We start from the raw sequence: 16,396 nt of genomic DNA, 5'->3' as shown, positions 1-16,396 counted from the left end.
ATAAAGGAGTAGAATGAAGATAGAGGAGATAATCTCTGAAGTGGTCTTCGTTAATATCAAAAAGATTGTCATAATTAATGAAATCAAGAAAACGAGCGATACCGTCCATATAATTGATAATAGTTTTATCGGCAAGGTTTTTTAAATCGAGAGCGATCCTAACATCATTAAGGATAGGAAATTGTTTGATTTTGTCATTTATAGATTTAGTATTCATAATTAATCAGTCCTTTCTGTTATAAAATGACAACTAAATTATAAATAAAAAAAGCCATCATAAGAAAGATGGCAAACAAAAAAATATAGAAAACATAAAGAAAGAATTGAGCTAACGCGTAGCGTTTTAGTACAATAAAATATCAGAAAATAAAGAGTTTGCAGAGTACTATTTGTTGGGGACGCTATTAAGCACAATTTGTGTATTAATGATTTCTATAATTTAAATATTTTATGTAATAAGTGGAATTAAGTTGTTTTGGCAATGTGACAAAATTACTATAAAAAAATTCAAGATTATCTTGGATTTTTTGTGCTTTTTAATGAAATAAAGAAAAATTAGTGTTATAATAGACTAATTAATAAAATTTTAAATGGGAAAGTGATATTATGGTTGATATGATTCAAAATAATGAGTGAATTGTTTGATAAAAATAAATTAACTATTTCTATACATATATCTAATATTTTTAAAGAAGGGAATTAGATGAAATTAGTTCAGTTGTAAAAAATGCAACTCTACTAATTATTATAATTTAGACATTATTATTGCTGGCTATAGAATAAATTTAACTAAAGGGATTCATTAGAAAAATGCAAGAAATAATGTAAATGCTACTGTCAATCTATAAATAGTATATATGTTTTGAAATAGAAAAAATGATTTTTGAAAAAGAACAAAATATAAAAGATAGGGATAAATATAGTAAAGCAATATTTAAAAGGCTATCTGAATATGTAACTCATCGATTGAGAAAAAATTATAAAGTTACATCTATATAGTTTTATACAACATATTTAAATATTTTCCAGACAATGTTTGGAAAATCCTCAATAGCTTTTTTGTTTTGGTCTTGCCATTAAATTTTAACGTAAGTAAAAGATAGTATTGCTAGAGAATGGTATGAGAAAGGGGTAAAAGGTTAAACTTGGAGTGTTAGAACATTACAACGAAATATCTCTCAATATTATTATCATTTGTTAAAATCACAAATTAAACAACCTGTTATTAATGAAATGAACAAATTAACTAAATTAAAAATAAGTATTATAACTCGTTTATAAAATTTCTAATGTGAATAAGGAAAGTTTATGTTTTTGTTTCAAGATAACAGCACATTCATGCTGAAAAACAAGATTACTATATTGATTTTGTATTCTATAATTATTATTTAAAAAGCTTTGTTTTAATTGATCTTAAAACAGAAAAAATAAGTCATCAAGATGTAGGACAAATGGATTTATATGTTAAAATTTGTGATAAATTAAAACGAACAGAAGGAGATAATCTAATCATTGGAATTATTCTTTGTGCAGATACAGATGAAGATATAGTACGATATTCAATTCTTAAGGGAAATGAACAATTGTTTGCAAGTAAATATAAATTATATTTACCAACAGAAGAATTAAGAAATGAGATAGAAACTCAAAGAACAATTTTTTAGTTACAACAAAACTCAAAAGATTTGGAAAATAATGATAGGTGATATGAAAAGAGAATTAAAAGTTTTGCAAGTCAGTTTTTCAGAGTAATTTAAAATTAGTTCAAAAGAAGATAGATTAGAAAAATATAGAAAGAATTAGCATTAGGAACAATGAAAATTATATTAGTAGTTGGTGTGTCTTGTGTTATATGCAATACAGAAAATAATTATCCTATTAATAGAAATATACTTATATTATCTTTTCTTGTATATAACAGTTGTATGTGGTTTGGTAAATATGCAAGTAAGATGCAAAACCTCAAAAAGTGTTGATTTTATTACAATTAGGAATTAGCAAAACGTTAATTAAAATAAACACTAAGGAAGATACAAGATTATTCTAGATTTTTAAGTACTTATTAATATAAGAACTTTTAAGTTATGCTGAATAACAATAAAGTAGAAAATAATTCTCAAGTAAAATGCAAAATGATATCAACTATAAGCGGATAAAGTAAGAAATGTTAATATTATTAATGTTTTTGATATTTTATAGTATATTATAAATGAAAAAAGGAATATCGATAAACGGTTGTCCTTAAGTGAAAGTTATTTAAAAGAAATAACCATTACAATTAGCGTTGGATGGTTATTTTCTTTTGGAAATCTTTATAATTAAAGAGATTAATGTAATAAGTGTTATAACGAATTGAAATAAATCTTATCATTAGTATTTTGACAGCTTGTGTTTTTCTTAAAAGATGACTGCTTAAAGATGCTGTTGTTAAATAAGTTGAATATGCAAGTATTTGTGAAAGAAAATACAGTTTTATTTATAAAATAAAGTTCCTATCTTTGTTGATGGGAACTTTGATAAAATGATTGTTGAATACGATTTTGGACAAACGTATATAATTGTAATGGTTTCATTATTTTTATTTAATTAAGGTTTATTAGTATGATATTTTATAATTTATTGTATGTTAGTAAAATACTAACAGAACGTTTGTTTTACTTCGTATCCTAAAACAGTAATAGCAATTATACTTTAAACCATGTAAGACAGAAGTTAATATATTATCAAACAATCATTGAATATGCTAATGCAACGTTACTAAAAACTGATATAAAATATTTTAAAGAACGATAGTATATGGCTTTTTGTATCAATAATTTTAAAATATTATTTATCTAAACACTTTTTTAATAATTGAAATTTTTATAAATGAGATTGATTTAATAATATTAGATTATCTTTTAACTTTTGTGTTTACGTATTTTTGTGCAATTTCTTTAATCATATCAAACTGTCCTTTGGCGGCTAATTTGTTTATCTCACCACCAATACCAATTGCATCAACTCCGGCATGAAACCATTCAGTTGCATTATTTAAGTTAACTCCACCAGTAACCATTAATGAAGTATGTGGTAAAGGACCTTTGATTGCATTGATATAATTAGGACTAAAAGCACTTCCTGGAAATAACTTAATGATTTCACAACCAGCCCCCATGGCTGTAATAATTTCTTTAATTGTCATACAGCCAGGAATATATGGAATACCATAGCGGTTACAAATGATGGCGGTTTCTTGATTAAAAGCTGGTGATACTATATATTTAGCCCCAGCCATAATAGCATTTTTTGCAGTTGGTGCATCTAAAACAGTTCCAGCACCAATTAAAACAGTATTATCATTTTGATAATTACTTGATAATTGTTTAATAATCATATCAGCATTATTGTTGGTATAAGCAATCTCAATAGCTTTTAAATTTCCTTTAATACAAGCGATGGCTGTTTGGTAACCTTCTTCATAACTTGTACCTCTGATTACTGCAACCACACCTTGTTTTTTTAATTCAATAATTATATTTGATTTAGTCATAATTTTCTCCTATCTTGATATTTCGTGATTTATTTTTAATAAATTATTTATTTTATCAACTGATTCAAACATACTGTCACCTTTGATTGTGCATTTTAAAGTTCCGGCAGCTACTGCAAAATCAATTACTTCTTGTAAAGGTGCTCCATTTATTAATTTATATAGCGCTCCAGCAACAAAGGCATCACCGCTGCCAACGCGCTCTAATAATGATGTTTTTAAATTAATTGAAGTATAGAACTGATCTGCAAGTAAATAACATTGATAGCTGTTTACCTGATTTTCATCAATATTTCTAATTGTATGAAAAATGGCTTTAAAATTAAAAACATCTTTTAATACTTGCATTCTTTCTTGAATCATTTGAATTGTAGCAGTATTGCGATCAAACATATTAATATCATCGCTATTTATCATTAATGGTTCAATTCCAAAACAATAATCTGCATATTTAGCAAAAATACTGAATTGTTTTTTAGCGTCTTCGATAGAAATCATTTTAGTTCGCAAATTTAAATCCATTGAAATAGTAATGTTTCGTTCCTTAGCTTCTCGAAGAAGAACATGAAGAGTAGTTCTTACTTCTGGTGAGATAGCAACAGTAATACCGCTAAAATGAAAATGGGTAATACCCTGAAATAATGCATCCATTTTAATATTCAAGATATCAATATCATTGATACTAGTATTTTTACGATCATAATAAACATCGCTTGCTCTAATGCCGTAGCCATTTTCAAGATAATATAAGCCTACGCGTTCTCCTTTAAAACAAATACTGCTAGTATCAATCTTATTTTGATTCATGAAATTAACAAAACTTTTACCAACAGGATTAGCAGGTAATCCTGTAAATACTTTAGTGGCAATTCCTAGCCCAGATAATGTTCTAGCAATGTTAATTTCACTACCGCCGTAATGCATAGAAGTTAATGCATTATCGCTAATTTTCTCATTATTAAGAGGGGTGAATCTAATCAATGGTTCACCAAAAAATAATATTTTTTTCATTTCTATTTTCCTTTCAAAAAAATGCCATCAAATGATGGCAAAATATATTACAATGTATAATCAGCAATTATTATATTTATAAGGAGAGAGGAAATAAAAGGTAATGGGACAGCTAATATACATGTAACAGCACTATTATAAAACTGATTTAATATAATCAGCAATTTCTTCAACTTGGCAGTTTGCAAAGAAATACTCTTGAAATTTTTCACCAGCAATTGTTTCTTTTAAGAAATCTTGATCGATTTGTTTTAAAATTGTCATCATATCAGTATGTGTAATTTGTTTCACTTTATTTAAAATACGAGCGTTTCGCTGTTCTGGAACTACGCGTTCTTTTGGATATCCGCCACCAGCAGTTTCTGCAAATAATCTTTCAAAAATTAATTTTAAATTTAATTCAGCTCCCCAGCCAAATCCTTTAGCATAAGGAATTGATAGAGCATTACCTCCGTTAATTTGAGAAAATAAATAAGCATCTGTTGGTTCTACTGCTAATCCACATGTAACATTTGGGAAACTGTTTAATGCTAGCATAGCCCCACTACCTGTACCACATCCTGTAATAACAAAATCGGCAGCTTTTGAGTTTAACAAAATGGCTGCTAATAAACCATTTTGAACATATGTTAACTGGCTCTCGTTTTCTTTACCATACATGCCATAGTTATATACCTCGTAGCCTTTTTGATCAGCTACTTCTTTTAAAGTTTTATAAATAATTTCATTTTTAGCCGCTTGGCTGTTTTCGTTAATTAAAGCAATTTTCATACGATTCTCCTTTTCGTTATTGTGGTTGTTTACCAATATAGGCTAAGATGCCACCATCAACATATAAAATATGACCATTTACAAAATCACTAGCATCACTTGCTAAAAAAATCGCAGGTCCTATCAAATCATCAGGTTTTCCCCAACGTGCTGCTGGAGTTTTAGAAATAATAAATTGATCAAACGGATGACGACTGCCATCAGCTTGTAATTCTCTAAGTGGAGCGGTTTGTGGAGTAGCAATATATCCTGGACCAATTCCATTGCATTGAATATTAAATTCGCCATATTCTGAAGCAATATTACGTGTTAACATTTTTAAGCCGCCTTTAGCTGCCGCATAAGCACTTACAGTCTCTCTTCCTAATTCTGACATCATTGAGCAAATATTAATGATTTTTCCATGACCATTTTTGATCATTGAAGGGATAACAGCTTTAGAAACAATAAATGGAGCGTTTAAGTCTACATCAATTACTTTTCTAAAATCGTTGGCGCTCATCTCACACATTGGAATTCGTTTAATAATTCCTGCATTATTTACTAAAATATCAATTGCTCCAACTTCTTGTTCAATTTTTTTAACCATTTCATTAACAGCGTTTTCATCAGTGACATCACAGACATATCCATGAGCTGTTATTCCTGCTGCTTGATAAGCAGTTAAACCTTTATTTACTAAATCTTGATTAATATCATTAAAAACAATCGTAGCCCCAGCGCTGGCATATCCGCTGGCAATTGCAAAACCAATTCCATAAGAGGCACCGGTTATGAGAGCAACTTTACCTGTTAAGGAAAATTTATTCATATTAAAAGTCATATAATCTTCTCCATTTCTTAACTAAATAATTATTCCAGTAAGAAATTGAATTGAAGTAAACCAGAAATATTAATTTTACATGGACTTACTGGAATATTTGAAAGGATGTAACTATTAGTTACAACTAAAGCATAATTTAGTAAACCGGTTTTGTCAATGGGTAAATGCAAAAAAATGAAAAAAATTTATTTTTTTTATTAATATTTTGACAAAAAAATAAAAAATAAATGATTTTTTTTGCTACTTGTATCCTTATATATGTACTTTTTTATCGTAAAATATTCTCGTAAAAAATGTTGACAACGCTTTCATAGTGGTATAAAATGAAAGTGTAAGTAAACCAGTTTACCGAATTAGTGGTAATTTATTAGAAAGCGAGGAAGTTTAGTGGATAAGAAAATTATTTTAGTCTCTCATGGAAAACTATCAGCAGGAATGTTGCATTCTGTGCAAATGATCGTTGGAGAAAATGAGGCACTATCATGTTTAGGAATGATGCCGGGAGAGCATTATTCAATTGTTAGTGATCAGGTGGCAAAGATGGCTAAAGAAAATCCTGATACGCAATTTATTGTAGTTGCTGATTTATTAGGTGGGAGTGTTTGTAATGGCTGCATGACATTGATTCAAGAGGAGAATGTCAAATTAGTTAGTGGGTTAAATATGGGATTAGTAATTGAATTATTATTTGCACCAGCACCAATGAGTGATGAAGATATTCAAGCGAAGATAGAAGCTTGTAAAGAAGGTATTGTTCATATATCTACTAAATATCTAGAAAAGCAAAACATATCAAATGAAGATGATTTTTTTTAATGAATTTAACAGACAGAAAGGGGAAATAAAATCATGATTTCAATGATGCGAATTGATGATCGATTAATTCATGGTCAAGTTGCCGTGATGTGGTCTAAAGAATTAGGTATTAATCGAATTATTGTTGCTAGTGATACTATTGCTAGCAATGAAATTCAAGTAAGCGCTTTAAAAATGGCGGCGCCTGCTGGAGTAAAAGCTGCAATTTTGCCAATCAACAAAACTATTGGGATTTTATCAGATCCTCGTAGCGAGGCAATGAAAATTTTAGTAATTTCTAATAATCCAGATGATTTATTGGCAGTTGTTAAAGGTGTAAGTGAAAAGCCGGTGTTAAATGTGGCTAATTATGGGCGCATTGGTGGAGGTTTATCAAAGAAAGTAAAGATATCTGAATCTGTATATGTAACTGAACATGACAAAGAAGTGTTTAAGGAACTTGAAGGGTTAGGAATTGAAATGATTCATCAACCTTTACCAAGTGATGAAAAACAGAATTTTATGAAATTATTAGGGGGAAAGTAGAATATGTTAACAAACGCATTGATTGTTGGGGTTGTCTTAGCAGCAACTAAGTTTTTTGACTGGTATGGAAATACAATGTTCCAAAGACCAATCTTCTGTGTTGCAATTTTAGGAGCGTTATTAGGACATCCAACTGAGGGAATTATTTTAGCTGCTGAGCTAGAGTTAGTATTTTTGGGTAATGTTAGCTTAGGTGGTGTTATGCCAAGTGACTTTACTTTAGGTTCAATTTTTGGAGCAGCTTTTGCATTATTGTTAGATAAGGATTTAGCAACTGCGGTTACTTTAGCATTACCGCTTGCTGCTCTTGGAACTTTATTATATTCATCAATGAAGGTTGTAGTAACTTCATTAGTTCCAAAATTTGAAGATTTAATTAAAAAACATAATATTAAAGGGTTTAAGAGATTATGGATCCTTCAATTTATTGGTTTTCATTTAGCTTATTTTGTTTTAGGATTTGTCTGTATTTATGTAGGTACAGATGCAGTTAGTGCCTTTGTCAATGCCATTCCAGACTGGGTTCAAAAGTCTATGACTGTTGCTTCAACAATGTTGCCTGCATTAGGTATGGCTTTATTATTAAAATCATTATGGAATAAAGAAATCTGTCCATATTATTTCTTAGGTTTTGGTCTTGGTGCTTTCTTCTTCTATAATAATGTTACTGGGGCTTCTCTTGTAGATGGTGCAGTCAAATTAACTAGTGCTTCTACTAAAATCTTGTCTTTAGTACAAATTTCATTTATTGGAGGGTGTGTAGCCGCAATTATTATTTTCAATGAGTTAAGAAAAATTAAAGATGATGAAAAAAGACAAGTAATGACAACAACACTTGATGAAAGCGAGGACTTCTTCAATGACTAATACAGCAGCACCTTCAATGAAGACAAAACTTACGTCAGAACAAAAGAAACTAGTAAGATCAGTATTTTGGAGATCAATGTGGTTAATGTTCTGTACGTCATATACAAAACAACAAGGAACAACATTTGGTTGGACAATGATACCTTATTTAGAGGACATCTATGGTAAGGAAACGGATGAATTTTATGATGCAATGTCACGTCATCAAGATTTCTTTAATACAACACCAGGAATGTCACCATTTATCTTTTCATTAGTTATTTCTATGGAGCAAGAAAGAAAAGCTTGTTTAGACGCTGGTAAAGATTTTGATGATGCTTCAATTGAAGCAATTAAAGTTGCCTTAATGGGACCGTTTGCAGGAATTGGTGATTCTATTTATTCTGGGGCTTTAAGAATTATTGCAACTGGGATTGCTTTAGGTTTCTCTCAAAGTGGATCTTGGTTAGGGCCGATCTTATTTGCATTAGTTTATAATATTCCTAATATTTTAATTAGATATTTTGGAGCTACATTTGGTTTAAAATTAGGTAGTACGTATATTTCAAAAGCTCTTGCTTCAGGTCAAATCAAGGCTTTTACTAAAGGTTTTGCGGTTTTAGGTTTGATTATGACTGGGGCAATGACTGCCCAATATGTAAGTTTTAAAACAACATTCGTTGCCGACTTTGGGGGAACAGTGTTTAATTTACAAAATGTCTTAGATCAAATTATGCCTGGTTTATTACCACTAGGAATTACAATGGCCTCTTTCTTCTACTTACGTAAGAAAAATAAACCAATTACCGTATTATTAGTAATGTTTGCTGCATCAGTGCTTCTAACTGTATTAGGAGTCTGTGGCGGATAAAAAGGTTATTTAGGGTTAACAGGGAAGAGCTTGTTAGCCCTTTGTTTGTTATATTTGGAGGTAAAATATGAGTGGAGTTTTAATTATTATAATAATTTTAATTATTTCATCAATTATAATGGCAATAATAAAGAAAAATATTTTTATGAAAGTTTATAATAGTTTAAATACTGAAGATTATGATAGCTTTTTTAAATATGTTGATAGTCGATTAGCAAGAGCGATGATGCCAATCTATACGCGAGAGATATTAAAACTTAGTGCCTATATAAAGACTGAAACAGATCAGGGTGTTACGAATCAATTCAATCAAATGATGAAAATGAATCTAACAACTTATCAGCTTAGTGATATTTTAGTACGTGGTTTTAACTATTATTGTAATCATGACCAAATTAATAGATGTAAAAAGATTGTCAGTAAAATGGCTGAAGTTTTTGATGAAAGGGAGTTAAAAAAATATCAGCGCCACTATGACATTTTAATGAATGGTTCAACCAAATATATCAATGAATTAGAAAATGAATTAGAAAAACATCGAGGTAAGAAAAAAGGATATTTGGAGTATCTTTTAGCAAAATCTTATCAAACAAAGAATAATCAGAAAGATTATTTAAAATATTTAACTAGAGCAATGGAGGATTATCAGACAAATGTCCAAGAATTTGAAAGAACACTCCAAGTTATGTAGCAGAGCTGATTTAGTTGACTGGCTTAAAACAATGTTACCTGATCCCTGGGATTATCAAGGAGTAACCGGTTCAACATATCAGCAGGAGATTAGAGAATTAGAATATGTATCAAGACCACTTTGGGCAATCTTTTCTTTGATTGCAAGTGGTGATTATGATGAGATGCTAGTATTACCATATATTGAAAGAATAAAATATGAGTTGAACCTGAAAACAAAAACAGTATTTTTAAAACCTACTACAAAAACTCGCCAAATAGCTGTGGAAATGGCTGTATATGGTTATGGCCTTCTCTGTTGCCAAGATAAACTGTTGAACTATTTTAGTAATGAAGAAATTGAATACTTAGAGACATGGTTAAATTCTATCAATGAAATTGAATTTCCACAAAATAATTGGTTGTTATTTTTATTGATCGTGAATTGTGGATTGAAAAAAAACAATTTGCGATATAGTCAAGCTAAAATAGATGAGGCTAAAGCAAAAATTAATAATTTGTATGTAGGTAATGGCTGGTATCAAGACGGGGTAGCAAGTCAAAGAGATTACTATATTGCTTTTGGTTTTCACTTTTATAGTATGATTTTAAGTAAATATACGGATGAATTTGATCATGAAACTGTTAAAGAGCGTTGCTGGAAATTCCAAGAGGATTTCAAATATTGGATTGATCAACAAGGTAGAACCCTTCAATTTGGACGAAGTTTAAGTTATCGATTTGGTCATGTGGCATTTTGGGTAGGACAAGTAGTAAGTGAGAGCTATAATTATGAACTTAGTGAAGTTAAAGAAATAATTTTTAGAAATTTGAACTACTGGCATGATTTTCCTATTACTCAAAATAATATGATTACTGTGGGTTGTGGTTATCCTAATTTATTGTTATCAGAAGATTATAATGCACCAGGCTCACCAGCATGGGCTTTAAAGACATTTGTATTATTGACGTTACCCGGCAGTCATTCTTTTTGGCAGATTGAGGCTAAGAAAAGAATTGATTTGAATACTTTGAGTTGTCAAGTTGAACCTGGTTTTTTAATTATTGCAGGGATTAAACATCATTATGCTTTATCTGGTTTTCAGTATAGTAAAGGACATGTTTTACAGCATCATGCTAAGTACGGAAAGTTTTGTTACTCAACTGGATTTGGTTGGAATCTAAGTCGTGATGTTCAGGGGATAGAAAACTATGCAATTGATAATGCCTTGGCGCTATCAGTAAAGGGAACGGATCAGTATGTCAGCCGTGGTGAAATTCAAAAGTGTGTAGTTCATAAGGATTATTTGTATAGTAAGTGGAATTATGGTGTGGTAGCAGATATAGAAACTTGGCTTGTTCCAATTGATGAGGATTATCATTTACGAATTCATCGAATAGTTACTGATATGGAGCTACATGCATATGAAGGAGCTTTTCCTGTTTGGGGATGGCATTATAAATTTAATCAGCCGATTGTTAAGGATAAAATTATTATTTTAGAAAATAATGGGGTTTGCAGCGGAATTAGAGATCTTTTTAAAAATCGAATACCAGTGGCGATAAAGCAAAATCCTAATACTAATATTTATGATTGTGAAACAAATGGTGTAGCATGTTTGTATGGCGTAATAAACAAGGGTCAAACACTTTTAGGAAGTTTAGTTTACGGTGATCTTCAAGGTAATTGCCCAAATATGATGATACCGTTAAAATTCGAGCATCAGTTGCTTGAGTTTAAAAATAAAAAAATATATTTAGAAGAATTCTAGGAGATGACTATGAAATATAATTTAGATGAAAATAATCAAAAATGGTTAGATAAAATATATGAAAAAATAATGGCAAAGATGTCAGCACAATGTGATCGGATCGGTGATAAAATTCCTTATATTGCCGAAGATGGAGTATATCGGGAAGATAAAGCCAAAACAGACATAGTTTGGTGGACTAATGGCTTTTGGCCGGGGATGCTTTGGCAAATGTATCATGCTACCGGTGAAGAAAAATATAAGGTAGCAGCTAATGGAGTTGAAGATAAGTTGGATCAAGCTTTTGACAAATATACAGGGTTACACCATGATGTTGGATTTATGTGGCTTCATAGTGCAGTTGCAAATTACCGTATTACAGGAAATGAACGTTCTTTAGCGCGAGGATTGCATGCTGCGCATTTATTGGCAGGTCGTTATAATCCCCGTGGAAAGTTTATTCGTTCATGGAATCGTGATCGAGCTGGCTGGGTCATTGTTGATAGTATGATGAATGTTCCATTATTATATTGGGCACAAGATGTTATTGATGATCCACGTTTTAAATATATAGCAATGGATCATGTTGATACAGTTATGAATAATACTGTCCGCCAAGATGGCTCTTGCAATCATATTATTGTATTAGATCCGACTAATGGTGAATTATTGGAAACACCAGGAGGGCAAGGATATGCTAGTGGTTCTTCATGGTCACGGGGACAAGCTTGGGCAATTTATGGTTTTGCTTTAAGTTATTTGCATACTGATAAAAAAGAATATTTAGATACAGCTAAAAAGGTTGCTCATTATTTTATATCACAAATTGATTTAACTGACGGAGTTGCTTTATTAGATTTTAGAGCTCCTAAAGAACCAGTATACTGGGATTCAACTGCAGGTGTCTGCGCAGCTTGTGGATTGCTTGAAATTGCTAATCATGTTCCTGCATTAGAAAAAGATTTCTATATTAATGCAGCTATTAAAATATTAAAAGCTACTGATAAAAAATTCTGTAATTGGGATATTAACTATGATTCAATCGTCCAAATGGGTTCAGGCTCATATTTTACTGAACATGATAAACATGTACCAATTATTTATGGTGATTATTTCTTCATCGAAGCAGTTTTAAGATTATTAGATAAGGATATTTTAATTTGGTAAGTAAAATGAAATATAAATTACTATGCATTGATGTTGATGGTACTTTAGCTAGCGACGATAAATCAATATCCAGGCAAAATATTGAGGCTTTAAAAAAAGCTGATAAGGCAGGTATAAGAATTGCAATTGCTTCAGGACGGACACCTAATTCTTTAAATGAGATTTTTAAACAAATTGGGGTTAGTCCATTATTGATTTGTTTAAATGGTGCTTATCTCGAAGATGATGGCAAAGCGGTTTTAAAGCATACTTTGACTAAGGAACAATTGGAAAAAGCTTATCAAGTTATTGTTGAAAATAAAACATATGCAGCATTTAGCACCCCACAATTTTCAATTCGAAATAATGATGTTTCAAATTCTTGGAAAAAACAATTAGAAAAAGGCAGCTTAAAAGCTGACTTCATTATTGCTAAAGATCCAGAAGATTATCAAAATTTAATTTTTGAACATGCCCAAGATATTGTAAAAATTTCTATTTTAGAAAGAGATAAGAATAAATATCAGAAAATCAGAAATGAGTTTGAAGAGCTGAATCTTTATGCAGTAGCGATGTCGGACATTGATTATGTTGATATAACCGATAAACAAGTTACTAAAGGGTCCGCTGTAAAGGAATTAGCAAAATATTTATCAATTGATGTAAATGAAGTTATTTGTATCGGCGATAATGAAAATGATTTAGAAATGCTGGAAGCAGCTGGATTGGCAGTAGCGATGAAGAATGCTACGAAAGCAATTAGAGAAAAAGCTGATGTGATCAGTGATTTTGATAATAATCATCATGGTGTTGCTGATGTGATTGAAAAATATATTTTATAGCGGGGGAAATTATGGATAATTATTTCAATGTTTTAGATTATGGAGTTAAACAAGATTGCCAAGAATTGCAGACGCAAGCATTTCAGAGCGCTATTGATGCTTGTTTAAAACAGGGGGGAGGTACGCTCATTGTCCCTGAAGGTAAATATTATGTTGGCAGTTTAAGATTATATTCACACATGACTTTGTTATTAGAAGAAAATGCCAGGTTATATGGTAGTAATAATTATCAAGATTATCATGATTTTAAAATACCCAGTACATTAGGTTATTTACAAAATGAAGATTATATTAAATTATGGAATTTACCTGAATATTATATATATGGGATAATTTGTGCTTTTCAAGTTCAAGATATTAAAATCATTGGCAAATGTGGCTTGGTAATTAACGGTCAAGATTGTTATGATGAAAATGGTGAAGAAAAATTTCGAGGACCGATGGGAATCATCTTTAGTCAATGTGAGGATATTACTTTGCTAGGTTATACATTTGTTAATAGTGCTAACTGGTCGCATCAGTTAGACAGCTGTCAAAATATAATTATTAATAATGTAAATATTAAAGCAGGACATGATGGTTTCAATCTTCATCATTGTAGTGATATTCAAATTAGTGATTGTCATCTAGAAACTGGTGATGATTGTGTTGCAGGTTATGATATTAGAAATTTATTAGTTAGAGACTGCTATTTTAATACCGCATGTAACGTACTTAGAATTGGTGGAAATAAGCTTATTTTTGATCATTGTAAATTTGTTGGTCCAGGACATTATCCGCATCGTTCTACAAATAGTTATAATACTCATGCAGTTTTTAAATATTATGCGATTTGCTGTGATAAGATTCGCGAAGATGGTGATGATATTATCATTAAAAATAGTGAATTTGAAGATGTTACAAAATTATTAGTTTATGATCAAGGGAATGAAAAGATGCTACAAAATAATTTGCCGCTTAGAAAAATAGTTTTTGAGAATGTTAAGCTGGTTAATTTAAAACAATCATCATTATTTAAAGGCAATGGTGAAAGATGTCAATTAGTAATTAAAGACGCTTTTATTGATTACTGCAATCAAGATGCTTTTTTAGTAATTGATGAAAGTATTGAATTGATTATGGATAATGTGATTTTTAATAAAACTACAATGCTTAAAATAAACAAAAATAGTTTAGTTAAAATAACTAATTGCAAAAATTTAAAACTTATTGAGGAGATACAAAATGACTAAAATTATTAATCCAATTTTACGAGGGTTTAATCCTGATCCTTGTATTTGTAAAGCTAAGAATAAGTATTATATTATCACTTCAACTTTTGAATGGCTGCCGGGAGTAAGCGTTTATGAATCTGATGATATGGTTAATTGGAGACGCCATGGAGCAATTTTAAGTAATCTTGATTTGCGGGGAATTCCGGATTCGGCTGGAGTTTGGGCACCAGCCTTAACTTATTATGAAGATACTTTTTATCTAATTTATACTATTTCTAAACAAATTGATGGTTATTTCAAAGATGTTGAAAATTATGTTATTACTGCCCCGACAATTGATGGTCCATGGAGTGAGCCACTTTTTATTAATGCTTCTGGTTTTGATCCTTCAATGTTTCATGATGATGGTAAACATTATGTATTAAATCCACAATGGGATCCCCGTCCTTTGAATGGACATAAAAAGTTTAATGGCTTACTCTTACAAGAATTTGATTTTGAAAAGGGAATGATTGGAGAAGCAAAAGTAGTGTTCAAAGGTAGTGCGACAGGTGGAACAGAGGGACCGCATTTGATGAAAAAAGGTGATTTTTATTATATTATTGCTGCTGAAGGAGGAACAGGAAGACATCATTCGATTTGTGTGGCTCGTTCTAAGAATATTTGGGGACCTTATGAAATTTCACCATATCATCCACTTATTACGGCTTGGCAAAAAGATACGATCTTAAAAAAATCTGGTCATGGTAATTTTGTGGAAACAGATGATGGCTGGTATTTAGTCCATTTATGTGCACGGTATTTAAATGAACAGGAGGTTTCGGTATTAGGACGTGAGACATCATTGCAAAAAATTGAATGGATCAATGATTGGCCGAGAATGGTTCAAGGTGACTGCACACCTTTGGTAGAAGTTGAAGCTCCAGGTGAAACAGTTAACCAGGGTCTAGAAAATAAATATTATACAAACTTTAAAAATATTGATTTTGTTAATGAGGGCTGGTTAAGTTTAAGGACAAAATTTGAAGATAAAGTGAATTTAGTTGATGCTGGATTAGAATTAAAGGGAAATGATTCATTAACCTCGTTGTTTGATCAATCATTGATTGCGAGAAGGTGGACTAGTTTTGACTTTGTTGCAGGAACTACGTTGTGTTTTAAGCCATATCACTATAATCAAACAGCTGGGTTGAGTTGTTTTTATAATACTAAAGCATTTCACTATCTATATGTTGGCTATGATGAAGTAAAGAAACAAAGAATTATTAATATTTTGACAAATGATAATTTTAATTTTAATGAGCCTTTGGAAGGTAATTATAAATATGTAAATGATGATGTAAAAAGAATATCTTTAAAAGTAATGGTTAAACAGGATAAGATTCAGTTTTATTATGCTTGTGATGATTCTAAGTTTGAGGTAGTTGGTCCGGTGCTGGATGCATCTATTTTAAGTGATGAGCATGTTTCTGGATGGGCTTATACTGGGGCGGTCATCGCAATTAGTGCAGTTGATAATTTTAATAAAGATACTAAAGCTGTTTTTAGTGAATTCTACCAAGAGAATAATGATTAAGAG

Annotated in this window: 16 protein-coding genes; 11 read left to right on the top strand and 5 right to left on the bottom strand. The window is 30.7% G+C overall.

The genetic code is table 11. The annotated features are described in order from the left end of the window. The coding region (locus BR82_RS16635; protein ID WP_027089139.1) for a phage integrase N-terminal SAM-like domain-containing protein at positions 1–217 on the bottom strand (217 nt) is incomplete at its 3' end. Positions 218–1,334: 1,117 nt separating this feature from the next. On the opposite strand from BR82_RS16635, the gene BR82_RS17620 reads away from it, so the two are divergent. Then, positions 1,335–1,664 (top strand): PDDEXK nuclease domain-containing protein, encoded by a 330-nt coding sequence (locus BR82_RS17620; RefSeq protein WP_335324201.1) that lies wholly within the window; start codon positions 1,335–1,337, stop codon positions 1,662–1,664. Positions 1,665–2,893: 1,229 nt separating this feature from the next. Here the strand turns inward: BR82_RS17620 and BR82_RS0104145 are convergent. From BR82_RS0104145 to BR82_RS0104130, 4 genes are all read right to left on the bottom strand, one after another. Continuing rightward, positions 2,894–3,532 (bottom strand): bifunctional 2-keto-4-hydroxyglutarate aldolase/2-keto-3-deoxy-6-phosphogluconate aldolase, encoded by a 639-nt coding sequence (locus BR82_RS0104145; protein ID WP_027089137.1) that lies wholly within the window; start codon positions 3,530–3,532, stop codon positions 2,894–2,896. A 9-nt stretch (positions 3,533–3,541) separates the two neighbouring features. Further along, on the bottom strand, positions 3,542–4,543 hold the full coding sequence (locus BR82_RS0104140; RefSeq protein WP_027089136.1) for a sugar kinase: 1,002 nt from the start codon (positions 4,541–4,543) through the stop codon (positions 3,542–3,544). 135 nt (positions 4,544–4,678) lie between these two features. Then, positions 4,679–5,314 (bottom strand): RpiB/LacA/LacB family sugar-phosphate isomerase, encoded by a 636-nt coding sequence (locus BR82_RS0104135; protein ID WP_027089135.1) that lies wholly within the window; start codon positions 5,312–5,314, stop codon positions 4,679–4,681. Positions 5,315–5,330: 16 nt separating this feature from the next. Beyond that, positions 5,331–6,137, bottom strand: a complete 807-nt coding sequence (locus BR82_RS0104130; protein WP_027089134.1) for a gluconate 5-dehydrogenase — start codon at positions 6,135–6,137, stop codon at positions 5,331–5,333. A gap of 387 nt (positions 6,138–6,524) precedes the next feature. Between BR82_RS0104130 and BR82_RS0104125 the strand changes: the two genes are divergently transcribed. The 10 genes from BR82_RS0104125 to BR82_RS0104080 all read left to right on the top strand — a co-directional run bounded on the left by BR82_RS0104125 (position 6,525) and on the right by BR82_RS0104080 (position 16,393). Beyond that, on the top strand, positions 6,525–6,953 hold the full coding sequence (locus tag BR82_RS0104125; protein WP_027089133.1) for a PTS sugar transporter subunit IIA: 429 nt from the start codon (positions 6,525–6,527) through the stop codon (positions 6,951–6,953). Between the two features lie 33 nt (positions 6,954–6,986). After that, positions 6,987–7,478: a PTS sugar transporter subunit IIB gene (locus tag BR82_RS0104120; RefSeq protein WP_027089132.1), complete on the top strand. Its 492-nt coding sequence runs from the start codon at positions 6,987–6,989 to the stop codon at positions 7,476–7,478. Positions 7,479–7,481: 3 nt separating this feature from the next. Next, a complete protein-coding gene (locus BR82_RS0104115; RefSeq protein ID WP_027089131.1) occupies positions 7,482–8,345 on the top strand; it encodes a PTS mannose/fructose/sorbose/N-acetylgalactosamine transporter subunit IIC in 864 nt (287 codons plus the stop codon). Then, positions 8,338–9,195, top strand: a complete 858-nt coding sequence (locus BR82_RS0104110; RefSeq protein ID WP_027089130.1) for a PTS system mannose/fructose/sorbose family transporter subunit IID — start codon at positions 8,338–8,340, stop codon at positions 9,193–9,195. The genes BR82_RS0104115 and BR82_RS0104110 overlap by 8 nt, the downstream gene beginning before the upstream one ends. 67 nt (positions 9,196–9,262) lie before the next feature. Next, positions 9,263–9,886 (top strand): hypothetical protein, encoded by a 624-nt coding sequence (locus tag BR82_RS0104105; RefSeq protein WP_027089129.1) that lies wholly within the window; start codon positions 9,263–9,265, stop codon positions 9,884–9,886. Then, a complete protein-coding gene (locus tag BR82_RS15110; RefSeq protein ID WP_051592738.1) occupies positions 9,849–11,636 on the top strand; it encodes a DUF2264 domain-containing protein in 1,788 nt (595 codons plus the stop codon). Before BR82_RS0104105 ends, BR82_RS15110 begins: the two co-directional genes overlap by 38 nt. Positions 11,637–11,645: 9 nt before the next feature. Further along, positions 11,646–12,782 (top strand): glycoside hydrolase family 88 protein, encoded by a 1,137-nt coding sequence (locus BR82_RS0104095; protein WP_147590207.1) that lies wholly within the window; start codon positions 11,646–11,648, stop codon positions 12,780–12,782. 5 nt (positions 12,783–12,787) lie between these two features. Then, positions 12,788–13,603 (top strand): Cof-type HAD-IIB family hydrolase, encoded by an 816-nt coding sequence (locus tag BR82_RS0104090; protein WP_147590206.1) that lies wholly within the window; start codon positions 12,788–12,790, stop codon positions 13,601–13,603. A gap of 11 nt (positions 13,604–13,614) precedes the next feature. Then, the gene (locus tag BR82_RS15105; RefSeq protein ID WP_051592737.1) at positions 13,615–14,835 is read left to right on the top strand and encodes a glycosyl hydrolase family 28 protein; all 1,221 of its coding nucleotides are present in this window, start codon (positions 13,615–13,617) and stop codon (positions 14,833–14,835) included. Next, positions 14,828–16,393 (top strand): glycoside hydrolase family 43 protein, encoded by a 1,566-nt coding sequence (locus BR82_RS0104080; RefSeq protein WP_027089126.1) that lies wholly within the window; start codon positions 14,828–14,830, stop codon positions 16,391–16,393. The genes BR82_RS15105 and BR82_RS0104080 overlap by 8 nt, the downstream gene beginning before the upstream one ends. Positions 16,394–16,396 lie beyond the last annotated feature (3 nt).

The organism is Thomasclavelia saccharogumia DSM 17460 (assembly GCF_000686665.1).
Classification (GTDB): domain Bacteria; phylum Bacillota_I; class Bacilli_A; order Erysipelotrichales; family Coprobacillaceae; genus Thomasclavelia; species Thomasclavelia saccharogumia.
This window is presented reverse-complemented; position numbering and strand designations above follow the sequence as displayed.